Origin of the sequence: Paraburkholderia rhynchosiae (assembly GCF_002879865.1) — a bacterium.
Classification (GTDB): Bacteria; Pseudomonadota; Gammaproteobacteria; order Burkholderiales; family Burkholderiaceae; genus Paraburkholderia; species Paraburkholderia rhynchosiae.
The window spans coordinates 109,087-128,038 of sequence record NZ_PNXY01000015.1 but is presented as its reverse complement, the minus strand read 5'-3'; the positions used below and the strand labels follow the sequence as shown (position 1 = coordinate 128,038).

The 18,952-nt window shown below is 63.0% G+C and carries 25 protein-coding genes, 2 tRNA genes and 1 pseudogene; 13 read left to right on the top strand and 15 right to left on the bottom strand.

Annotated features, from left to right (window positions below; genetic code table 11):
• Positions 1 to 69: 69 nt before the first annotated feature.
• The 4 genes from C0Z16_RS21480 to C0Z16_RS21465 form a co-directional block, all read right to left on the bottom strand.
• Positions 70 to 891, bottom strand: coding sequence for an arginyltransferase (locus tag C0Z16_RS21480; protein ID WP_102634104.1), 822 nt, complete (start codon positions 889 to 891; stop codon positions 70 to 72).
• A 115-nt stretch (positions 892 to 1,006) separates the two neighbouring features.
• Positions 1,007 to 1,744: a leucyl/phenylalanyl-tRNA--protein transferase gene (gene aat / locus C0Z16_RS21475; RefSeq protein WP_102634103.1), complete on the bottom strand. Its 738-nt coding sequence runs from the start codon at positions 1,742 to 1,744 to the stop codon at positions 1,007 to 1,009.
• 9 nt (positions 1,745 to 1,753) lie between these two features.
• Positions 1,754 to 2,299 (bottom strand): NUDIX hydrolase, encoded by a 546-nt coding sequence (locus C0Z16_RS21470; RefSeq protein ID WP_102634102.1) that lies wholly within the window; start codon positions 2,297 to 2,299, stop codon positions 1,754 to 1,756.
• A gap of 288 nt (positions 2,300 to 2,587) precedes the next feature.
• Positions 2,588 to 2,664 (bottom strand) — tRNA-Met (locus C0Z16_RS21465).
• Positions 2,665 to 2,961: 297 nt separating this feature from the next.
• Between C0Z16_RS21465 and C0Z16_RS21460 the strand changes: the two genes are divergently transcribed.
• Entirely contained in the window at positions 2,962 to 3,459 is a 498-nt protein-coding gene (locus C0Z16_RS21460; protein WP_102634101.1) for a heme-degrading domain-containing protein, read from the top strand.
• Positions 3,460 to 3,469: 10 nt separating this feature from the next.
• Positions 3,470 to 3,802, top strand: coding sequence for a DMT family transporter (locus tag C0Z16_RS21455; RefSeq protein WP_407070687.1), 333 nt, complete (start codon positions 3,470 to 3,472; stop codon positions 3,800 to 3,802).
• A gap of 97 nt (positions 3,803 to 3,899) precedes the next feature.
• Here the strand turns inward: C0Z16_RS21455 and C0Z16_RS21450 are convergent, their stop codons facing one another.
• Both C0Z16_RS21450 and C0Z16_RS21445 read right to left on the bottom strand, forming a co-directional pair.
• Positions 3,900 to 4,280: a hypothetical protein gene (locus C0Z16_RS21450; protein ID WP_102634099.1), complete on the bottom strand. Its 381-nt coding sequence runs from the start codon at positions 4,278 to 4,280 to the stop codon at positions 3,900 to 3,902.
• Positions 4,281 to 4,340: 60 nt separating this feature from the next.
• Positions 4,341 to 4,532 carry a hypothetical protein gene (locus C0Z16_RS21445; RefSeq protein WP_102634098.1) on the bottom strand — a complete coding sequence of 64 codons (192 nt, stop codon included), beginning with the start codon at positions 4,530 to 4,532 and terminating at the stop codon, positions 4,341 to 4,343.
• A gap of 161 nt (positions 4,533 to 4,693) precedes the next feature.
• On the opposite strand from C0Z16_RS21445, the gene C0Z16_RS21440 reads away from it, so the two are divergent.
• The 3 genes from C0Z16_RS21440 (at position 4,694) to C0Z16_RS21430 (ending at position 6,737) form a co-directional block, all read left to right on the top strand.
• Complete coding sequence (locus C0Z16_RS21440; protein WP_102634097.1) at positions 4,694 to 4,960, top strand: hypothetical protein; 267 nt, start codon at positions 4,694 to 4,696, stop codon at positions 4,958 to 4,960.
• Positions 4,957 to 5,406, top strand: a complete 450-nt coding sequence (locus C0Z16_RS38845) for a DUF1488 family protein (RefSeq protein WP_244201297.1) — start codon at positions 4,957 to 4,959, stop codon at positions 5,404 to 5,406. Before C0Z16_RS21440 ends, C0Z16_RS38845 begins: the two co-directional genes overlap by 4 nt.
• A gap of 200 nt (positions 5,407 to 5,606) precedes the next feature.
• Positions 5,607 to 6,737 carry an enoyl-CoA hydratase/isomerase family protein gene (locus tag C0Z16_RS21430; RefSeq protein ID WP_102634096.1) on the top strand — a complete coding sequence of 377 codons (1,131 nt, stop codon included), beginning with the start codon at positions 5,607 to 5,609 and terminating at the stop codon, positions 6,735 to 6,737.
• Positions 6,738 to 6,864: 127 nt separating this feature from the next.
• Here C0Z16_RS21430 and C0Z16_RS21425 read toward each other — a convergent pair whose 3' ends face one another.
• On the bottom strand, positions 6,865 to 7,290 hold the full coding sequence (locus tag C0Z16_RS21425; protein WP_102634095.1) for a hypothetical protein: 426 nt from the start codon (positions 7,288 to 7,290) through the stop codon (positions 6,865 to 6,867).
• Positions 7,291 to 7,719: 429 nt separating this feature from the next.
• Between C0Z16_RS21425 and ssuD the strand changes: the two genes are divergently transcribed.
• The 4 genes from ssuD to C0Z16_RS21405 are packed head-to-tail and all read left to right on the top strand — an operon-like array spanning position 7,720 to position 11,080.
• The gene (gene ssuD / locus C0Z16_RS21420) at positions 7,720 to 8,880 is read left to right on the top strand and encodes an FMNH2-dependent alkanesulfonate monooxygenase (RefSeq protein WP_102634094.1); all 1,161 of its coding nucleotides are present in this window, start codon (positions 7,720 to 7,722) and stop codon (positions 8,878 to 8,880) included.
• Positions 8,881 to 8,930: 50 nt separating this feature from the next.
• A complete protein-coding gene (ssuC, locus tag C0Z16_RS21415; RefSeq protein WP_102634093.1) occupies positions 8,931 to 9,797 on the top strand; it encodes an aliphatic sulfonate ABC transporter permease SsuC in 867 nt (288 codons plus the stop codon).
• Complete coding sequence (locus C0Z16_RS21410) at positions 9,794 to 10,816, top strand: ATP-binding cassette domain-containing protein (RefSeq protein ID WP_102634092.1); 1,023 nt, start codon at positions 9,794 to 9,796, stop codon at positions 10,814 to 10,816. The genes ssuC and C0Z16_RS21410 overlap by 4 nt, the downstream gene beginning before the upstream one ends.
• A 48-nt stretch (positions 10,817 to 10,864) precedes the next feature.
• The gene (locus C0Z16_RS21405; RefSeq protein WP_102634091.1) at positions 10,865 to 11,080 is read left to right on the top strand and encodes a TOBE domain-containing protein; all 216 of its coding nucleotides are present in this window, start codon (positions 10,865 to 10,867) and stop codon (positions 11,078 to 11,080) included.
• Positions 11,081 to 11,088: 8 nt separating this feature from the next.
• Here C0Z16_RS21405 and C0Z16_RS21400 read toward each other — a convergent pair whose 3' ends face one another.
• On the bottom strand, positions 11,089 to 11,391 hold the full coding sequence (locus C0Z16_RS21400) for a hypothetical protein (protein WP_102634090.1): 303 nt from the start codon (positions 11,389 to 11,391) through the stop codon (positions 11,089 to 11,091).
• A 186-nt stretch (positions 11,392 to 11,577) separates the two neighbouring features.
• Here C0Z16_RS21400 and C0Z16_RS21395 point away from each other — a divergent pair, with 186 nt between their 5' ends.
• Complete coding sequence (locus C0Z16_RS21395; RefSeq protein ID WP_102634146.1) at positions 11,578 to 11,775, top strand: hypothetical protein; 198 nt, start codon at positions 11,578 to 11,580, stop codon at positions 11,773 to 11,775.
• Between the two features lie 138 nt (positions 11,776 to 11,913).
• Entirely contained in the window at positions 11,914 to 12,156 is a 243-nt protein-coding gene (locus tag C0Z16_RS21390) for a DUF6566 family protein (protein WP_102634089.1), read from the top strand.
• Positions 12,157 to 12,284: 128 nt separating this feature from the next.
• On the opposite strand, the gene C0Z16_RS21385 is transcribed toward C0Z16_RS21390, so the two are convergent.
• From C0Z16_RS21385 to C0Z16_RS21365, 5 genes and pseudogenes are all read right to left on the bottom strand, one after another.
• Positions 12,285 to 12,551 carry a hypothetical protein gene (locus C0Z16_RS21385; RefSeq protein ID WP_102634088.1) on the bottom strand — a complete coding sequence of 89 codons (267 nt, stop codon included), beginning with the start codon at positions 12,549 to 12,551 and terminating at the stop codon, positions 12,285 to 12,287.
• A 377-nt stretch (positions 12,552 to 12,928) separates the two neighbouring features.
• A tRNA-His gene (locus C0Z16_RS21380) sits at positions 12,929 to 13,004 on the bottom strand.
• Between the two features lie 88 nt (positions 13,005 to 13,092).
• Positions 13,093 to 14,094 (bottom strand): tRNA dihydrouridine(20/20a) synthase DusA, encoded by a 1,002-nt coding sequence (gene dusA, locus C0Z16_RS21375; RefSeq protein WP_102634087.1) that lies wholly within the window; start codon positions 14,092 to 14,094, stop codon positions 13,093 to 13,095.
• 165 nt (positions 14,095 to 14,259) lie between these two features.
• The gene (locus C0Z16_RS37460; RefSeq protein WP_146014332.1) at positions 14,260 to 14,625 is read right to left on the bottom strand and encodes a hypothetical protein; all 366 of its coding nucleotides are present in this window, start codon (positions 14,623 to 14,625) and stop codon (positions 14,260 to 14,262) included.
• 253 nt (positions 14,626 to 14,878) lie between these two features.
• Positions 14,879 to 15,089: pseudogene (locus tag C0Z16_RS21365) on the bottom strand (DUF3820 family protein).
• Between the two features lie 140 nt (positions 15,090 to 15,229).
• Between C0Z16_RS21365 and C0Z16_RS21360 the strand changes: the two are divergent.
• Positions 15,230 to 16,282: an NADP(H)-dependent aldo-keto reductase gene (locus tag C0Z16_RS21360; RefSeq protein ID WP_102634085.1), complete on the top strand. Its 1,053-nt coding sequence runs from the start codon at positions 15,230 to 15,232 to the stop codon at positions 16,280 to 16,282.
• 215 nt (positions 16,283 to 16,497) lie between these two features.
• Positions 16,498 to 16,920, top strand: coding sequence for a hypothetical protein (locus tag C0Z16_RS21355; protein ID WP_102634084.1), 423 nt, complete (start codon positions 16,498 to 16,500; stop codon positions 16,918 to 16,920).
• Between the two features lie 78 nt (positions 16,921 to 16,998).
• On the opposite strand, the gene C0Z16_RS21350 is transcribed toward C0Z16_RS21355, so the two are convergent.
• Both C0Z16_RS21350 and nodI read right to left on the bottom strand, forming a co-directional pair.
• Positions 16,999 to 17,826, bottom strand: coding sequence for an ABC transporter permease (locus tag C0Z16_RS21350; protein ID WP_102634083.1), 828 nt, complete (start codon positions 17,824 to 17,826; stop codon positions 16,999 to 17,001).
• Positions 17,827 to 17,852: 26 nt separating this feature from the next.
• Complete coding sequence (gene nodI, locus C0Z16_RS21345) at positions 17,853 to 18,767, bottom strand: nodulation factor ABC transporter ATP-binding protein NodI (RefSeq protein ID WP_102634082.1); 915 nt, start codon at positions 18,765 to 18,767, stop codon at positions 17,853 to 17,855.
• Positions 18,768 to 18,952: the final 185 nt, after the last annotated feature.

The window sequence follows — 18,952 nt, the reverse complement described above, 5'->3', positions numbered from 1 at the left end:
CATGCCATGAGACGAGGCAGAAGGCGAGGCAGAAGGCGAGGCGCAGCGCGCCGCCGCTATCGCAAGCACTCAGGGCCGCAGTGGCCCACGCTTGCCCTGCAGCGTCACGCCGACCGGCGCGGGATCGATGCCGGCGGGATCGAGCACGCGCCACACGCCGTCGATCAAACCTTCGAGCGGCCTGAAATTGGCCTTGTACGCCATCTTCGGACTCTCGCGGATCCAGTAGCCAAGGTACACATACGGCAACTTCAGGCTGCGCGCCTGCTCGATCTGCCAATAGATGTTGTACGTGCCGAAGCTCGTATGCGGCAGTCCCGGTTCGAAGAACGTGTACACGGACGAAAGCCCGTCGCCGAGAATGTCGATCATGCTGATCATGCGTAAAAGGCCGGGCGAATCCGGCCGATCCCGCAGCGGCTCGCGGAATTCGACGAGCCGCGAGTTAATCCGGCTTTGCAGCAGGAACTGTTCGTATTGATCGCGGCTGTCGCGGTCCATGCCGCCGCCCGCATGCCGCGCCGACTGATAGCGCATGTAGAGCGCATAGTGTTCTTCGTCGTAGTGAAGCGGCGCGACCGTGGCGATCATGTCGCCATGCTTCTTCCAGACGCGCCGCTGCGTGCGGTTCGGTTCGAATTGATCGACCGGCACACGCACCGGCACGCACGCGCGGCAACCGTCGCAATACGGACGGTAGGTGAACACGCCCGAACGCCGGAAGCCTGCTTTGACGAGATCGGTATAGACGTCCGAGTTGATCAGGTGACTGGGCGTGGCGACTTGCGAGCGCGCGATGCGCCCGTCGAGATAACTGCAGGGGTAGGGCGCCGTTGCATAAAATTGCAGCGCCGAAAGCGGAGAAAGAGGCAGCTCGTTGGGATGAGTCACGTTGGCAGCTCTCGAAGCGTCTCTGGTAATGCAAATCCGCCGCGCGTTGCGGCTCCTGTTGCAGCTTTCGATCCGCGCGTTTCAGTCAGCGGATCCGGATTCGGCCTGATTCTTCCTACGCCGCTCGCGTGAGCAGATCGAGCAACACGGTCTTGTCGAAGCGCCAGGGAATGCGCGGTGCGTCGACCGACGCGCGAACATGCGCGATGAACGCCTTGCGCGCTATCTCGCGACCGCCGAGCGACGCCAGATGCGACGTGTTCTGCTGGCAGTCTATCATTTCTATTTCGTGACGGCGCAAGTGCCCGACAAGCGCGGCCAGCGCCATTTTCGAGGCATCCGTGACGTCCGCGAACATCGATTCGCCGAAGAACATTTTGCCGAACGAGACGCCGTACAAACCGCCCACGCGCTCGCCTTCGAACCATGTTTCGATGCTGTGCGCATCGCCCGCGCGATGCAGCGACGAATACGCGTCCACCACGTCCGCAGTGATCCACGTGCCGCGCTGGCCACGTCGCGGCGCTTGCGCGCAGGCGCGCATCACGGCGGCGAAATCGTGGTCCACGCGGATTTCCCACGCGTCGTCGCGCAGCACGCGCTTGAGCGTTTTACGCAGCGACGGCGACACCTTGAACTCGGCGGGGCGCAGGATCATGCGCGGGTCGGGGCTCCACCACAGCACGGGCTGGCCGTCCGAATACCACGGGAAGATGCCGTGGCGATAGGCGTCGATGAGCCGTGACGGCAGCAGGTCGCCGCTCGCCGCGAGCAGACCGGGGGCGCCGCTTGCCGCGCCGAGCGCGCGCTCGACGGGCGGAAACGGATCGTCGGGTCCGAGCCAGGGAACCATGCGCGCCGCTCAGCCTTCGCGCAGCGAGCGGAAGATGTCGCCGGTATGCAGGCCGAAACTGCCGGCCGCGCGGTCGGCGAAAAAGAAGCGCAGCGTTTGTCCGACGGTGGGAAAGGCAATCTCGTCCCAGGGAATATCGCTTTCGTCGAAGAGCTTCACTTCGAGACTTTCCTCGCCCGCTGCAATGTCCAGATCGAGCAGACGCGCCATATAGAACAGATGCACCTGATGCACATGCGGCACGTTCAGCAGCGAGAACAGGTTCTGCACTTCGACGCGTGCGCCGGCTTCTTCGAGCGTTTCGCGCGAAGCGGCCTCGGCCGTGGTCTCGCCCATTTCCATAAAGCCCGCGGGCAGCGTCCAGTAGCCGTAGCGCGGTTCGATCGCGCGACGGCACAGCAGCACCTTGTCGTCCCAGACCGGAACCGTGCCGACGACGTTGCGCGGATTCTGATAGTGCACCGTGCCGCAACTGCCGCATACGAAGCGCTCGCGGTTGTCGCCCGGCGGAATGCTCAGGCTGACCCCGTGGCCGCAGACAGAACAGAATTTCATAGGAAGGGGGCGAGAAAGGGTGCTAGGAGTTTATCACTGGGGCGGCGTTTTACCGTGCGCGGAGACGGCGGCGCGCAATGTGATCTGTGCCGCGCGCGGGTGGTGCGAAAGAGACGCGGGGAGCGCTTGCGGATGCGCGAATTGCGGTGTTTGCGGATCAATCCGGTGCAGGTATCTCTTTGGGCTACATGAGGAGAACAAGCAGCCGCGCAAACAAAAAAGGCCTGCCGGTTTGGCAAGCCTTCAATGTTGTCTTCGACGTTCCAACCAGTTCGCTGATTCAGCTTTTGGTTGCGGGGGTAGGATTTGAACCTACGACCTTCGGGTTATGAGCCCGACGAGCTGCCAGACTGCTCCACCCCGCGCCCGTCGAAGAAAAGATTATAGAACAAAGCGAAAGCTGACGCAATAGCCATTTAAGAAACGGCTTCAAATCTTGGGCGGTCCCGCTGCTGGCGGCCCTTGCAGGTCAGATTGCAGGTCAGGTCGCGCGAGGCGTGGGCGGCGTCGTATCGCGGAAGGCCTTCATGAGGTGCTGCGCTAGAATCAGATCCTCCCGGCGCGCCGTCTCACATTCGCGGCGAATCAACGACGACTCCACGACGAAAGCACCCCGAATCCACGACGACTCGCGCCCGCACTCCTACTCGCCCTGGAACTCCATGGACATCGCTCACGATCTGCAGGTCATTGCCGCTCAGGAACACGCGCTGGTGTTCCCACAATTCGATGCCGACCGCGCATGGCAAATCGGCGCCTATCTGCACGAAGTCGCGAAGGCACGCGGCATTGCCGCCGCCATCGACGTGCGTACCTTCGGTCAACCGCTGTTCTTCAGCCTGCTCGACGGCGCGACGCCCGACAACGTCGACTGGGCGCGCCGCAAGGGCAACACGGTCGCGCATTTCCGGCGCAGCTCGTACGCGATCGGCCTGAAGATGCAGCAGGCCGGCAGCACGCTCACCGACAAGCACGGCCTGCCCGCCACCGAATATGCGTCGCACGGCGGCGCGTTTCCGTTGACGGTCGCGGGCGCCGGCGTGATCGGCTCGGTCACCGTATCCGGCTTGCCACAGCGCGCCGATCATGAGTTCGTGGTGGAGGCGCTGTGCGCGCACCTCGGTCATGACTACAGCAAGCTCGCGCTTGTAAAGGCCTGAGCCCATGCGGATGCCGCCTTATGCATTGCTCGGCATCGCGATCGTGGCCGAGGTGATTGCGACCTCCGCGATGCGGGCATCGGACGGCTTCACGCGGCTCGTGCCGTCCGCGGTGGTGGTGCTCGGCTACGCGCTCGCGTTCTACTGCCTGTCGCTGACGCTCACGAGCATTCCGGTCGGCATCGTCTACGCGGTGTGGTCGGGCGCCGGCATCGTGCTGATCACGCTGGTGGCTCTGCTGCTGTACCGCCAGGTGCCCGATGTGCCCGCCGTCATCGGGCTCGGGCTGATCGTTGCTGGCGTCGCGGTGCTGAACATGTTCTCGAAGATGCAGGCCCATTGACGCGCGCCTTTCGCCGCGACGTATCTGCGTTGCATGTACCGCGTGCGCGTTTGGGGCTTTGCGGCGCTTGCCGATGCTTGGCCCTGCTTCAGCGCGCTTATTTGCAACGCACGATCATCGAGCGGTTCTTGACGTTGGCCGACACGACGTTCGTCACGCTGCCGCCCGCGGTGCCGCCTTCGTCATTATCCTTCGACACGATGTCATAGCCCGTCGCGCCGCACGCTTTACCCGCTTGCACGTAACACGACGCCCAGCTCGAACCGGCGTCCGCGCCGCTGCAATTGACCGCGAAGCCGGTCTGGCCGTTCGGCAGGTTGATCAGCGAGGTCGTGTTCGACGACGCGCAACCGGCGAGTCCAGCGCCCAGCACGACCGCGGCCGGCAAGGCGGCAAGGAGGGGCGTACGGCGCAGCAGAGCCCGCGCGAGGCCACGTCGCAGGCGGCTGGTGCGGAGCAATTGCATCATGAAATGCATCGTGATGTTTCCTTTGATGAAGTTGGCTTGCGCCGCGTGCCTCGCGCGGTGCGCGCGAGTTCAGGGCGTTTCGATAGTGATGCCTGCCGCGCTGACCAGCCGGCGGCTTTCCGTGCCGCTCTCCGTGGCCGCGTCTTCCCAGATGCTGATGGCTTTGGCGATGTCGATGCCGTGGCTTTCGGCATAGGCAAACCATCTGTTTGCCGCATCCGGCTCGGGCAGTTCGTGATCTTGCAGAAAATATTTTCCCATATTGCACTCGCTGAACTCCAAATGGCGCCACTTCGGCAGCACAGAGCGTGCCGATTATGCCGTTCGACTCGCGCGAACCCGGCAAGTGCGATCTTGCATCGCGCAGAACTTATTGGACTGCCACGCGCCTTACCTGATCAACTGCAACGAGGAGAACGAACATGGCTGAACGGGTCAGCGGCCCTTATCGCGGCTACTACATCAGTGCCGCCGCGCGGCTCATGCCGGCAGCCGACGCGCAAAGCGCGGGCGGTACCTACGTCGGTTCGGTCAGCCTCGCCGAACTCGGTCCCGACGATCCGCACCGGATGGAAACCTTGCTCGAACTCGGCGATCGGCAGCGCTTTCGCAGCGAAGAGGAGGCGCTGGCATTCGTCGAACAGGCCGCGCGCGATTACATCGACCGTCTGCTGGGAGGCAAGTCATGACGGCGCGTGAAACGCAAGACTGCAAGGAAGCCGGCCGCGAAGCGGACGCGGCGGCGGGGTGGACCGCGGTCCGGCCGCGCGAGTACCATATCGAGGTCGTCCGGGGCCGGCCGGTTCTCGCGGGCCCGGGTTCCATGCCGGATATTTCTAATGAGGCGACCATGGAAATCAGGTTTCCCGCGGGCGCGCCAGCCTACCGCGACTCCAATCTGACCGTTGTCTTTTCCGCGCTGGTGGACGGCGAGCCGGTGCCCTGCGCAATTTCCGTCGAGGCGCTCGAAGATCACTTCGGCGCGCGCTCCGAAGACCTGGAAGGCTGGATGCGCGCGTTTAACGCCGGACGTCCGCGCATCGAAGCGGTGGCGCGGGAGCACTTGCAGATCAGCAACGGCACGCCTGTGCTGCTCAAGAGCGGGCACTTTCCGCCGGGCAACTCGGCCGGGTAGAGCGAAGGGAGCGTCGGCGAAAGGTCCGGCCAAGGTCCGCGGAATTTCCGCGAAAGCGAGCACCTAGCCGGCATATTGCTGGCATACCGCCGGCGCGTAACGTGCATGCAGGCGGCACGCATGCGCAAACAGACCCCAGGCCGCGGGCCCGTGATAACGTTGGGTTTCCCTTGACTCTGCGCCGCCGTGCGTCGTCTTCCATGTCTCTTTCCGCCTCGCCCGCAGCTAGCGACCAAGTCGCGACTTACGTAGCCAACCGCATCGGTTTCATCGAACTCGAAAGGCCGAAGGCGCTCAACGCGTTGTCGACCGGCATGATCCGCGCAATGCATGCAGCGCTCGACGCGTGGCGGGAAAATCCCGACGTGCTCGCGGTCGTGGTGCGCAGCCAGCATCCCCGGGCGTTCTGCGCGGGCGGCGACATCCGCTTTCTGTACGAGTCGGCGCAACGCGCTGAGCACGCAGCGCGCGAGACGTTTTTCATCGAGGAATACCGGCTCAATCACGCGATCTTCACTTATCCGAAGCCATATATCGCGTTGACGAACGGCGTGGTGATGGGCGGCGGTATGGGCATTTCGCAGGGCGCGCATCGCACCGGCGGGCTGCGCGTCGTCACGCAGTCCACGAAAATGGCGATGCCGGAAACGCGCATCGGACTTTTTCCTGATGTCGGCGCGAGCTGGTTTCTCGCCCGCACGCCTGGCGCGATAGGCCGCTATCTGGCGGTGACCGGCGAAGCGATCGGCGCGGCGGATGCGCTATACGCCGGCCTCGCGGACGTCTATATGGACGACGCCGCCTTGCCCGCGCTCATCGACACCTTGCGCAGCGAACTGTTCGAGCGTGGCGCGGATGTCGTGGCTTGCGTGGAGCGTGAAAGCCGCGCGCATCGGGTCGTGCCGGAGCCCGACGACTCGCCGCTCGCGAGCGCCCGTGGTCTGATCGACCGGCACTTTGCGCTGCCCGATATGCCGCGCATTCTCGCCTCACTACAGCGCAAGTGCGATGGCGATGCCGCCGATTGGGCCGAGCGGACCATCGCCGTGTTGCGCGAGCGCTCGCCGCTGTCGATGGCGGTGTCGCTCGACGTAGTGACCCGCGCGGAGGGTTCGATGGCGGAAGTGCTGCGCGGCGATCTCGATCTGACGCGTTCGAGTTTCCTGCAAGGCGACGCAGTGGAAGGAATTCGCGCGCGCATCATCGACAAGGACAACGCGCCGCGTTGGCGCTTCGCCCGTATCGAAGACGTAAGCGGCGCGGACGTGGCGAAGATGTTCGAAAGCCCGTGGCCGGGCAACGAACATCCGCTGCGCGATCTTCGAGATTAAGTCGCGCTCGGTTCGCGCGATTGAAGCTTCGCTCACGTCTAGCCTGACCGCCGGAGCCGTCGAAAAGCGAGCCGGCGACCAAGCGACCAAGCGACCAAGCGACCAAGCAGCTAACCAGCCAGGCCGCTCAATCCACCTCTTCGCTTGCCATGAGGGCGCGCATGAATACGAGCGCGCCCCAACCCCACATCGCATTCGCCGCGAAACCCGTAGCGAGGCGCGGCAACATATTGCCGCTCGGCCAGATGCCGCGCAGCGGATCGACCACGAACACGCTCGCCCCCGTCAACACGATGCCGCCGAACACGAAAGCCGGCACCCACGGCGCACGGCGTTCGGGCGAGACCCGCAACAGCCACGCCATCAACACGGCCCAGAAGGCGCTCCAGATTGCGTTCGCAATGAACTCGGGCAGGCCGAACGGCAGAAACGGCGCAGTTGAAAAACCGCTTTGATCGATGACCCCGGCTGCGTGCAGCAGCGCCAGCGTCGATTCATGAAAGAACAGTGAAGCCAGAAAACCGGCGACGAACGGCAGGATAAGTTTTTGCATGCATTGCACCGCCAGGGTCCAGGCGCGTGCCTCGCGTGGCCTGTACCGGATTATTGGAAACGTGCGCCATTATATCCAGCGGTAGCGGCTTTTCAGCGTGCATCAAACGCCATCTTCGTATGCTTTAGCGTCGGGCTAATCACAGAAGTGGAAAACCTAAGCTCAAAAAAATCGTTCAAAAGCCGCAGCCCCATCCCTAGACTGTTTCTCCATGCAGACGGTGCTTGCCGCCGTCACCCATAGCGTCGATTACCGCAATTTCCGTGCTTTTGGCGATGCATCGCCCGGCTCGAGTCCTGATGGCCGGCTCAATGCGCGCGGCCGGCGCGTACGTGTGCCTTTGCGTGTGCGTTTGCGTGTGCCTTTGCGTTTGCATGCGCGGCGTGCACCGTCTTTATCCAATCCTGTTTGAGTTTGCGGGAGCAGCAAATGAATGTGTTCTGGTTCATTCCAACTCATCGCGACAGCCGTTATCTCGGTACGTCGCAAGGCGCGCGCGCAGCCGATTACGACTACTTCCAGCAGATCGCCGTCGCGGCCGATACGCTCGGCTACGAAGGCGTGTTGCTGCCGACGGGCCGTTCGTGTGAGGACGCCTGGGTCGTGGCATCGAGCCTGATCGCCGCGACAAAACGCCTGAAGTTTCTGGTTGCGATTCGCCCGGGCATTTCCTCGCCGGGTCTTGCCGCGCGCATGGCCGCGACCTTCGACCGTCTGTCGAACGGGCGGCTCCTGATCAACGTCGTGACCGGCGGCGATGCGGCCGAGCTCGAAGGCGACGGCGTGTTCGTCGACCACGACACGCGCTACGAAATCACCGACGAATTCCTGCACATCTGGCGCAAGCTGTTGACGGCCGCGCATACCAACGACGCGATCGACTTCGACGGCAAGCATCTGAAGTCGAAGGGCGGCAAGGCCTTGTATCCACCGGTGCAAAACCCGCATCCGCCGCTGTGGTTCGGCGGCTCGTCGCCGGCCGCGCACGACATGGCGGGCGAGCATATCGACACTTATCTGACATGGGGCGAGCCGCCCACGGCGGTCGCGAAGAAGATCGGCGACATTCGCGCACGCGCCGCTGCTCATGGCCGCACCATCAGATTCGGCATCCGCCTGCACGTGATCGTGCGCGAGACGGAAGAAGAAGCATGGGCCGCCGCCGACAAGCTGATCAGCAAGCTCGACGACGACACGATCGCGCGCGCCCAGGCGTCGTTCTCGAAGATGGATTCCGAAGGTCAGCGCCGCATGGCCGCGCTGCATGGCGGCAAGCGCGGCAACCGGGCCGAACTCGAGGTCTATCCGAATCTGTGGGCCGGCGTGGGCCTCGTGCGAGGCGGCGCAGGCACCGCGCTCGTCGGCAATCCGGAGCAGGTGTTCGCGCTCATGAAGGAATACGCCGAGTTGGGTATCGAGACCTTCATTCTGTCGGGCTATCCGCATCTCGAAGAGTCGTATCGGTTTGCGGAACTTGTGTTTCCGCTGCTGCCGAACCGTCGCGGCAAGACCTCGAATGGCCCGCTGTCGGGGCCGTTCGGCGAGATCGTCGGCAACAGTTATTTGCCGAAGGCGGCAAGCGCGAGTTGAGCGCACTCAGACCCACACAGCACATCCGACAGGCAATCAGGAAAATCGTCATGGCTCAATCCACTGTGAGTGCGGACCGCAATGAAGGCGCGGGTTCACGCGCGGCTTTCGATTCCATACTGGTCTCAGTCTTTACGTCGTTACGGCGCATCGGCGCGCATCTCGCGCCCTGGCTCGCACCGCTTCTGATTTTGCTCGCGTGGGAATTCGCCGCGCGCAGCGGCGTGCTGTCGACGCGCGTGCTGCCCGAACCGCTGGCGGTCGTGAAGGCCGCGTGGTCGCTGATCCAGTCGGGCGAAATGTGGGCGGATGTGAAGGTCAGCACGTGGCGCGCTGTCTCCGGCTTCGCGATTGGCGGCGGTATCGGTCTCGCACTCGGTCTCGCGACGGGTCTCTTCAAGCCGATCGAAATCGCGCTCGATTCGACTGTGCAGATGATCCGCAATATTCCGGCGCTCGCAATGATCCCGCTCGTGATCCTGTGGTTCGGCATCGAGGAACAGGCCAAAGTTTTTCTGGTTGCGTTGGGCGTGTTCTTTCCGATCTACGTGAACACGTTTCACGGTATTCGTTCGGTGGATTCCAACCTGACCGAAATGGCGCGCAGTTACGGCGTGAAGGGTTTTCAGCTGTACCGCCATGTCGTTCTGCCGGGCGCGTTGCCGTCGATTCTCGTCGGCGTGCGCTTCGCGTTCGGGCTGATGTGGGTGACGCTGATCGTCGCGGAAACTATCTCGGCGCAGTCGGGCATCGGCTACATGACGATGAACGCGCGTGAATTCCTGCAAACCGATGTCGTCGTGGTCGGCATTCTGCTGTACGCGGCGCTCGGCAAACTCGCCGACGTACTGGCGAAAAGCCTGGAACGCGTGTCGCTGCGTTGGCATCCAGCCTATCAGCGAGGAGGCAAAGCATGAGCGCAACGACACTCTCGGCGTCGTTCGGCGGCATCGCGGGCAGCGATCTGGAAGCGGAACTGGCGCAGGCGCGCGTCGTCGATCGCGACGCGGAGGTGGCCGCCGATTTCGAGCACGGCGATGCCGCGCACGGTTATGCACATGGCGGTCGGTCTACGGTGGCACCGGTCGGCGCACTGGCGCGCAACGATGCAAGCGGTGCAAATAGTGCCGACGATTATTCGGTCGAACTGCGCGCCGTCGGCAAACGGTACGGCGAACGCAAGGTGCTGACGGACTTCGATCTGTCGATCGAGCGCGGCAGTTTCGTCGCGATCGTCGGCCGCAGCGGCTGCGGTAAGTCGACGTTGCTGCGGCTCGTCGCCGGTCTGGAGAAGACCACGGCCGGCGTGCTCGAAAAACGCACCGAAGACGGCCGACCGCTCGACACCCGCATCATGTTCCAGGACGCGCGTCTATTGCCGTGGAAGAACGTGCTGCAAAACGTGATGCTTGGGCTGCCACGCAGCGCGCGTGAAGATGCGCGCGCGGTGCTGGCCGAAGTCGGCTTGCTGGAGCGTGCCAATGACTGGCCCGCACAACTTTCCGGCGGTCAGCGTCAGCGCGTGGCGTTGGCGCGGGCACTGGTGCATCGTCCGCAATTGCTGCTGCTCGATGAACCGCTCGGCGCGCTCGATGCATTGACGCGTATCGAAATGCACGGGCTGATTGAGCGCTTGTGGCGTGAGCATAAGTTCACCGCGCTGCTCGTCACGCACGATGTGCACGAGGCCGTGGCGCTCGGCGATCGCATTTTGCTGATAGAAGAAGGGCGCATCGCGCTGGATCAGCCGGTGCCGCTCGAGCGTCCGCGAGCGCGCGCGTCGGCGGGCTTCGCCGCCCTTGAAGAGCATGTGTTGCAACGCGTGCTGAAGAATGCGCCGAACGACGACGCCTTGTCGGAACGTGCATACGACGCACGTGGAGAACGTATAGAACGCCGCTTCACGCGGCCCACAGACGTCCGTTGGGCCGTCTGACATTCCCTTGACTGACTGTTTTCAATCGCTTCACTGGAGCCACTCGCTATGAGCATTTCCGCAATCAACGTACGCAATCAGTTCAAAGGCAAGGTCAAGGAAATCATCCGCGGACCGGTCGTGTCCGAAGTCGATGTCGATACGCCGTTCGGTATCGTCACCTCGGTGATCACGACGCGCTCGGTCGATGAACTCGATCTGCAGGTCGGCTCGGAAGTCGTCGCGCTGGTCAAGTCGACGGAGGTGTCGATCGCGCGCCTGTAAGGCCCGCGTTATTTCGCGTTCGCGCCGCTTGCGGGCGGCTCGTGCATCATCTTGTCGTTGGTCGGCTTGCGCGGACGTTTGATCGGCATGTTATCCGGATTGCTCGATCCGGTCGAACCGGAGGCCGACTCCGGTGGCTTCACCATCGACGCTGCAGCGTCGCTGCCCTGCGGGGGCGCCTGCTTGCCGCTTTGCGCCGTTTGCTGCGTCGGCGCAGTCGAACCCGTTTGCGCCGACGCAGCCATACCGCTCGCGCCCATCGCCGCCAGCGTGGCGCCTGCTATCAGAGTTGCCAGAGTGCTTCGCTTCATCTCTTTCTCCTTTGCGTCCATCGCTGCGGATTAGGCCGTGTCAGGTTTCTGGGTAGACCCACCGTGGCAAGGAAAATTCACGCGCGGTCGCGCCGTCCCATGGTCGCGGCGCGTTATACGCCAACGTACCTGCATACGCGTTCGAAACTTGCTACGATGAATTCAGTCACCTCGATGGAGACGGCCATGTCGAAGTCATTGAGTCCGGAAGCGATAGAAGCGTTGCGGCGCTTGAACGATGTGGGCGTCGGGCAGCCGATGCCGAAATTCCCGCAGTCCGTCACCGCGGAATTACTGGCGTGCGGGCTCGTCGCCGAAGCGAGCGGCGATGAGGTCGAGATCACCTGCAACGGCAGGCAGTACCTGTCCGGCGATTGCGACTGAGCGCGAGTCGAGAGCCGTGTGACCCCAGGCAGCGGACGAGCCTGTATCGGCGCTCGTGCGGCGTCGCGCTGACTTCCCCGGTACGCTCGCGCCCAATCAACAGGCGCTACGAAGACAGATTAAACGAGGAGGTCGAACATGGAGCCGAAGGGCCTTGACATGGGGGATTACCAGGAGCGCTATCAGGACTACGACATCGAGGTCGCGGTCGAACAGGTGCTCACCGGCGTCAAGGCGCATTTTCGGGTGCTGCGGGAAGACGCCGTGGTGGTCGACTGGCGGCTCGTGCACATTGACAGCCTGTGGTCCACCGAGCATGCGGCGGCCGAGGCGGGCTTTCGCGCCGCGCGCGAAGTGATCGACGCGGGTCTCGCCGCTTGAGGCGTCGGCTATCTGCATCAGCCAGCGCTGCCCACCGAGGTAAACGCAACTGGGCGCCGGCATCGGAGCTCGATGCGCGGCGCCCAGTCTGCGTGCTGCTACGACGCAGCATGCTCAACAGCGAATGCTTAGTGGCCGAAGAAAACCGATTGCGGACTCGAAACCGGCTCACGCGTGCCCGATTGCGACGACACGTTGGTCACGCCGCCATATGCGGTTGAGTTGGCGTTAGCACGTTCAGCCGCGACGGTTTGCGCGCTCTGGCCTTGTTGCGAAGCCGGTGCGCCGACCGACGGACGATAGAACGGTGCCGGGCCGTAGCCGCTCGCGAAAGCGGGAGCAGCGATCGAGGCGGAAACAGCAACGAGCAGGGCGGCGATAAATTTGGTCTTCATGATGTACCTCCAATGATGTTTCGATTTCGATTCAGGGTGGCGTTGCAGGAGCCGTTGAACTGTGTCTGCACCGCCGATGAAATGCAGTGTATACCCCTACTATCGAAAATTTGTGCCGATAATCTGAAATTACTATTCTCGCTGCTGAAATAATCGGTGAACGTCAGGTGGGGCGGGCGTGAGCGACGGTCTGGCCCGATGGGCGATGGTGTTCGGCGAGGAAAAGGACCTCATCTGGGATGGGTTTTTTGATAGGCGAGGCGGGCATTGCGGTGGCAATGCGACAGGCGAACGAAACCCCAAAACAAAAACGGCGTTGTGATTTCTCACAACGCCGTTTGCAAAACCGTTTGCCAAACTTTACTGCCTGAATTCTTTGGGGTGGCTGATGGGGCTCGAACCCACGACAACAGGAATCACAATCCTGGACTCTACCAACTGAGCTACAGCCACCACTGAGATCTGCCTGACTTGCCGGAAAACTTGGCTCGTCAACGAAGAAACGAGATTATACGAAGAGGAACCGCGTTTGCCTAGTCCTTTATTCAAAAATCTCGGCGGGCTCACGCAGATGTTGTCTCGCCTCGTCGAAGATCGCGAGATCGCGCGCAGCCAGACGTTTGCTGTCGGACAACACGCGCCGCCAACCGCGCGCGCCAGCTTCGCCGCGATAGAGCCCGAGCGCATGCCGCGTGATCGCGCCGAGATAAGTGCCGCGCGCCATTTCAGCCGCGCAATATTCGATCAGCTTCGCCTCGACCTGCTCGCGCGCGAGCGGCGCTTTTGTCGAGCCGTAGAAGCGGGCGTCGACATTGGCCAGCAGATAGGGGTTGTGATACGCCTCGCGCCCGAGCATGACGCCATCGATGTGTTCAAGATGCGTCTCCACTTCGTCGAGTGTTTTAACCCCGCCGTTGATGATGACTTCGAGATGCGGGAATTCGCGTTTCAACCGATACGCGTAGCCATACTTGAGCGGCGGAATCTCGCGGTTCTCTTTCGGGCTCAGGCCTTTGAGGATCGCGTTACGTGCATGCACGATAAAAACGGTGCAGCCCGCGTCGGCGATCGTGCCGACGAAATCGCGCACGAAGCTGTAGTCCTCGACGGCATCCACGCCGATGCGGTGCTTGACCGTCACGGGCACCGAGACGGCGTCGCGCATCGCCTTCACGCAGTCAGCGACCAGTTGCGGCTCGTTCATCAGACACGCGCCGAACGCGCCGCGCTGCACCCGCTCTGACGGGCAGCCGCAATTCAGATTGATTTCGTCGTAACCCCACTGCTCGCCGAGCTTCGCCGAGCGCGCGAGATCCGCGGGCTCGCTGCCGCCGAGTTGCAGGGCGACAGGCGCTTCCTCAGGCGTGAACGCGAGATGACGTGGGACATCGCCATGCAGCAGCGCGCCGGTCGTCACCATTTCCGTGTAAAGCCACGTATGGCGCGAGATCATGCGATGAAGCGACCGGCAGTGGCGATCGGTCCAGTCCATCATCGGCGCGACAGAAACGCGGCGTGGACTGGGAGTGCGAGGTGAAGACATGGGCGGCCAAACGGCTTGAATCGAAACCGCGATTTTACCGCAACGCGCGAAACGGCCGGGGCCGGGCTTGAACCGTAGCGGGCGCGGCGACCTGGCTAGCTAACCAGCCGCAACAAGGTTCTGGTTTGCACTGAGCGGCAAGCGGCTGCTTCGAGAGCAGGAGGCTCAATGGCTGCGTCCGCCGTGCCCGCCACTGCCGCTCCACGAACTGCCGCCGCGAGACCCGCCATACCCGCCGCCATACCCGCCGCCATGCCAGCCACCACCGCCATCACCACCCCCGTGGCCGCCGTGCCAACCGCCGCCCCCGTGCCAGTGGCCACCGCCGCCACGGTAGTAGCAACATGGTCCGCCCCAGCCGCTCCAGATGCCGACCGTGCCGTAGACGGGTGCATAGGGTTGTCCGTACGCGTAGCCGTAGTCGGGATAATAGGGCTGCGCATCGGCGTAGTCATAGCCAGGTGCGACTGCGCATCCGCCGACGCTCGCCACCACGGCCAGCAATGCCATCGATGCAAAGAGTCTGCTCACGATCGTCTCCCGTCCTGACATAAAGAATCAGAAACATCGCGTGCAAAGGAGTTCACCCGCATTTGTGTCCGTGCATTACCGGCGTGATCCGCGCTGGCGGAGAGGCGCAACTCATGCCGCGCCGGGAAGCTATTGCGTGCGTTGCGTGAGCCGGCTGCCACCTTGGCATACGCATCCGTTGCGTCGTAACAGTTCGTTAATCTTCAGCATCTGAGCGCGGGCGGCCCATCTGTCATCCTGTCGGACGAATAACTCAACGCTTGCGCAAAGGCTCGATCAACGACGATAGACCGTTGTGATCGGTCTCGTGCATCAACGCGAGCAGCCGTCCGATCTCGCCCGGCGGAAAGCCCTGACTCGCGAACCAGTTCAGGTAGTGGCCAGGCAGGTCCGCGATCAGGCGGCCTTTGTACTTGCCGTAAGGCATCACGCGCGTGACCAGCAGTTCGGTGTTCCGGATTCATCGTGATGGACCGACGCAAAAATGTTGAGCGTGACGAACCGGCTGACGCCAGCTAGAACGGCATTCTAGCCGTGCTGCAGGCATCGAGCGGACATGGTAACGTCAGCGGTTTATGTTCATACAACCAACAGGACAAGTTCGATGGAATACCGCAGACTCGGCGATTCAGATGTGCAGGTCAGCCTGATCGGGCTCGGCACCATGACGTGGGGCGAGCAGAACAGTGAGCAGGACGCGCACGCGCAGATCGACTACGCGCTCGATCACGGCGTCAACCTGATCGATACCGCCGAAATGTACCCGGTGCCGCCGCGCGCCGAGACGCAAGGCTCGACCGAACGCTTTATCGGCACGTGGCTCGCGCAGCACCGCAGCGCGCGCGAGAAAATCCTGCTTGCCACGAAAATCGCCGGCCCCGCGCGTCAGCCGCATAACCCGCGTCACATTCGCGGCGAGACCAATCAGTTCGACCGCAAGAACCTGACCGAGGCGCTGAACGACAGCCTCAAGCGTCTGCAAACGGACTACGTCGATCTATACCAGTTGCACTGGCCGGATCGCAACACGATGACGTTCGGCCGTCCGGCTTATCCATGGGTCGATGACGAATACACGGTGCCGATCGACGAAACGTTGTCCGTGCTCGCCGATTTCGTCAAGGCGGGCAAGGTGCGCCATGTAGGTGTGTCGAACGAAACGCCGTGGGGCGTCGCGCAGTTTTTGCGCGCGTCGGAGAAGCTCGGCTTGCCGCGTATCGTCAGCATCCAGAATCCGTACAGTCTGTTGAATCGCACTTACGAAGTCGGGCTTTCGGAATACGCGCATCGCGACAACATCGGCTTGCTCGCGTATTCGCCGCTGGCGTTCGGCTGGCTGTCCGGCAAATACGAAGGCGGCGCGCGTCCGGCCGGCGCACGCATTTCGCTGTTCGAGCGCTTTCAGCGCTACAGCAAGCCGCAAGCGGTGCAGGCGACCACGCGTTACGTCGAACTGGCGAAGCGTCATGGCATGTCGCCCGCGCAGTTCGCGCTTGCGTTCGTCAACAGCCGGCCGTTCGTGACGAGCAATCTGATCGGCGCTACATCGCTGGATCAACTGAAGGACAACATTGCCAGCGTCGACGTGAAGCTGTCGCAGGAACTGCTCGATGAAATCGACGCGCTGCATCAGTTGCAGCCCAATCCGGCGCCGTGAGTTCGCTGGGACATGCAACGAAAGGCAAATGTCCCTGCCTGTCGGCGAATCACGACCTAAACTGTGGTGAGCAGGACGGGCTTCGGCGTCTGCAGTATGCCGAAGCCGTGGTGCGGTAGCGCGGCGCATGCGGATGGTGGGATGCAGCCCGAAAAAAGCGGCGGCGCGGCTTGCGCTGCGCTGGTCACAACACAGCGATAGGACTCAGGACATCAATGGCGCAACAAAAAACAAACCCAAAACTTGAGCAGGCGCTGACGCGCGGGGACCTTGCAATCCGTCAGGCGAACTCCGCGCGGGCAACCGCGTTGTTGCGCGCGCTGGCCAAGATGATCGTGGATGCCTCGGCGACCATCGGCGTGGAGGCGTTCACGCTGATCCCCGATGGCGACAAGATTTACGATCCGGCCGACGGACTATGGCCGCAAGAGCTGCAAATCTCGCTCGACGGTCCCGTCGAAGACGCCGATCCCGACGAGATTCGCACGGTGCGGCTAATCGCCGACGATCCGGGCACCGTGTTCCGGGTCGAATGGCAGCGTGCCGACGGCAAGATCGGGCGTCAGGAGGGCGGTCCGTTCGCGACGGTCGCCTTCATCTCCGACGTCGACATTCCCTGGACCGACGACGAGGACTGAGTTCATAGGTTCTTCACGGGCGCTGATTGCCACTGTCTCGCGCCCGCGAAGAATCTCAACGCACTTGCGTGCCCGACGCTACTTCATCATCCTGCGCCGGAACAGAACCGCCGAAACGATAAACCCACCCACCGCATAAACCGCCAGCACCGCGACATGCCACAGCGCATTGTCGAGAGGCCGAGCGAGCATCGCGGGCCGGATCAGATCGACAGCATGCGCCAAAGGCAGCACTTCGGCCGCACCGCGCGCGGTCGCGGGCAATTGCGAAATCGGGAAGAACACGCCGGAGAGCAGCAGCATCGGCGTCAACACCAGCGTTTGGTAAAACATGAAAAAGTCGTACGACGGCGCGAGCGCCGTCACGACCATCGCGACGCTTGCGAACGCGAGCCCCGTTAGCACGATCACTGGCAACGCCAGCAGCATCGACGGAAAGTTGGCGTAGCCGAGTGCGCCGGCCACCAGCATGATCGCCGCACCCGACAGCACCGACTTGCTGGCCGCCCAGATCACTTCGCCGAGCACGATGTCGCCGAGCGTCAGCGGCGTGTGCATGATAGCTTCCCACGTGCGCTGCACGTGCATGCGCGAGAATCCCGAATACATCGACTCGAAGCTCGCGGACATCATCACGCTCGACGCGACCGTGCCCGCCGCGAGGAAGGCGATGTACGACACGCCATCCACACGACCCACCATCAGTCCCAGGCCGAAGCCGAGGCCGAACAGATAGATCATCGGATCGGCGAGATTGCCGAACATCGACGCGAGCGCGAGCTTCTTCCATACGAGATAGTTGCGGCGCCACACCGCAATCCAGTTGATCGCGTTGGCGGGCAGGGCGGCGAGCGGGGCTTGCATTGACAGAGTGTCGTCGCGGCTTCGGTAGGTGCGTGCATCCATTGCGTGTCTCGTGCAGTCGATAGAAGTCAGTCCTGCATCTCACGGCCGGTCAGCCGCAGGAACACATCTTCAAGATTCGCCGGGCGGTGCAGATAACGCAGATCCGCGCGCTGCTTCAGTCGCGCGTGCACCGGCTGCGCGTCGTTCACATAGCAGAAGAGCGTCTCGCCGCTGATCTCCGTGCGCTCGGCAAGCGACGCAAGCTCGTCGCGCAACGCGACCGGATCCGGGCCGAAAATCTCGATCACATCGCAGCCGATCTCCGACTCGATCAGCGCCCTCGGCGCGCCTTCTGCGATCTTGCGTCCTTCTTCGATCACGCACAGCCGGTCGCACAGGCGCTCGGCTTCTTCCATGAAATGCGTGGTCAGTAGAATCGTCTTGCCGCGCGCGAGCAGCGAGCGCAGCCGCTCCCAGATCAGATGCCGCGCCTGCGGATCGAGGCCGGTGGTCGGCTCGTCCATGATCAGCACATCGGGATCGTTGACGAGCGCGCGAGCCAGCGTCAGACGCCGCTTCATGCCGCCCGACAGTTCGCTCACGCGCGCGTCCGCCTTGCTTTCGAGACGCGCGAACTCGAGCAGCGACGGCACCATCGCGCGGCATTGCGCGGCGCTCAGGCCGAAGTAGCGGCCGAACACCAGCAGATTCTCGCGTACGGTGAAATCCGGATCGAGGTTGTCGAACTGCGGCACTACGCCAACGCGTGCCCGCGCGATGCGGGCGCGACCGGGGATCGGCTCGCCGCAGAGATGGATCGCACCGGCGTCCGGCGCCGCGATGCCCAGCAGCATGCGCAACGTCGTGGTCTTGCCCGCGCCGTTCGGTCCGAGCAGTCCGAAGCACTCGCCGGTGTCGACATGAAACGACAGTCCGTCGACGACCTTTTTTTCGCCGTAGCTTTTTTGAACCTGATGAAATTCGATGGCGGCTTCAGGCATGGCTTGGACCGAGGCTCCGGAAAAGACCCGAATGGCGGGAAAGGCTGCTCATTCTAGGTCATCGGCTGCGAACCGTTGGCTCGCGCCGGACGCTTTCCGGCCGGTTCTTGCACCGCCGCATGGTTGTCGAAGAAGCCGCTGTCAAGGCGCGAGCCTCCGATGCACAAGGCAGGGGCACGCTTCGT

Coding starts and splice junctions, on each gene's coding strand:
- ssuD (WP_102634094.1), top strand. CDS start 7,720: ATGAATGTGTTCTGGTTCATTCCAACTCATCGCGACAGCCGTTATCTC.
- C0Z16_RS21355 (WP_102634084.1), top strand. CDS start 16,498: ATGGCGCAACAAAAAACAAACCCAAAACTTGAGCAGGCGCTGACGCGC.
- C0Z16_RS21395 (WP_102634146.1), top strand. CDS start 11,578: ATGTCGAAGTCATTGAGTCCGGAAGCGATAGAAGCGTTGCGGCGCTTG.
- C0Z16_RS21400 (WP_102634090.1), bottom strand. CDS start 11,391: ATGAAGCGAAGCACTCTGGCAACTCTGATAGCAGGCGCCACGCTGGCG.
- C0Z16_RS21410 (WP_102634092.1), top strand. CDS start 9,794: ATGAGCGCAACGACACTCTCGGCGTCGTTCGGCGGCATCGCGGGCAGC.
- C0Z16_RS21455 (WP_407070687.1), top strand. CDS start 3,470: ATGCCGCCTTATGCATTGCTCGGCATCGCGATCGTGGCCGAGGTGATT.
- C0Z16_RS21385 (WP_102634088.1), bottom strand. CDS start 12,551: ATGAAGACCAAATTTATCGCCGCCCTGCTCGTTGCTGTTTCCGCCTCG.
- C0Z16_RS21405 (WP_102634091.1), top strand. CDS start 10,865: ATGAGCATTTCCGCAATCAACGTACGCAATCAGTTCAAAGGCAAGGTC.
- nodI (WP_102634082.1), bottom strand. CDS start 18,767: ATGCCTGAAGCCGCCATCGAATTTCATCAGGTTCAAAAAAGCTACGGC.
- C0Z16_RS21430 (WP_102634096.1), top strand. CDS start 5,607: ATGTCTCTTTCCGCCTCGCCCGCAGCTAGCGACCAAGTCGCGACTTAC.
- C0Z16_RS21425 (WP_102634095.1), bottom strand. CDS start 7,290: ATGCAAAAACTTATCCTGCCGTTCGTCGCCGGTTTTCTGGCTTCACTG.
- C0Z16_RS38845 (WP_244201297.1), top strand. CDS start 4,957: ATGACGGCGCGTGAAACGCAAGACTGCAAGGAAGCCGGCCGCGAAGCG.
- C0Z16_RS21360 (WP_102634085.1), top strand. CDS start 15,230: ATGGAATACCGCAGACTCGGCGATTCAGATGTGCAGGTCAGCCTGATC.
- C0Z16_RS21390 (WP_102634089.1), top strand. CDS start 11,914: ATGGAGCCGAAGGGCCTTGACATGGGGGATTACCAGGAGCGCTATCAG.
- C0Z16_RS21440 (WP_102634097.1), top strand. CDS start 4,694: ATGGCTGAACGGGTCAGCGGCCCTTATCGCGGCTACTACATCAGTGCC.
- C0Z16_RS21350 (WP_102634083.1), bottom strand. CDS start 17,826: ATGGATGCACGCACCTACCGAAGCCGCGACGACACTCTGTCAATGCAA.
- C0Z16_RS21445 (WP_102634098.1), bottom strand. CDS start 4,532: ATGGGAAAATATTTTCTGCAAGATCACGAACTGCCCGAGCCGGATGCG.
- C0Z16_RS21460 (WP_102634101.1), top strand. CDS start 2,962: ATGGACATCGCTCACGATCTGCAGGTCATTGCCGCTCAGGAACACGCG.
- C0Z16_RS21450 (WP_102634099.1), bottom strand. CDS start 4,280: ATGCATTTCATGATGCAATTGCTCCGCACCAGCCGCCTGCGACGTGGC.
- aat (WP_102634103.1), bottom strand. CDS start 1,744: ATGGTTCCCTGGCTCGGACCCGACGATCCGTTTCCGCCCGTCGAGCGC.
- C0Z16_RS21470 (WP_102634102.1), bottom strand. CDS start 2,299: ATGAAATTCTGTTCTGTCTGCGGCCACGGGGTCAGCCTGAGCATTCCG.
- ssuC (WP_102634093.1), top strand. CDS start 8,931: ATGGCTCAATCCACTGTGAGTGCGGACCGCAATGAAGGCGCGGGTTCA.
- dusA (WP_102634087.1), bottom strand. CDS start 14,094: ATGTCTTCACCTCGCACTCCCAGTCCACGCCGCGTTTCTGTCGCGCCG.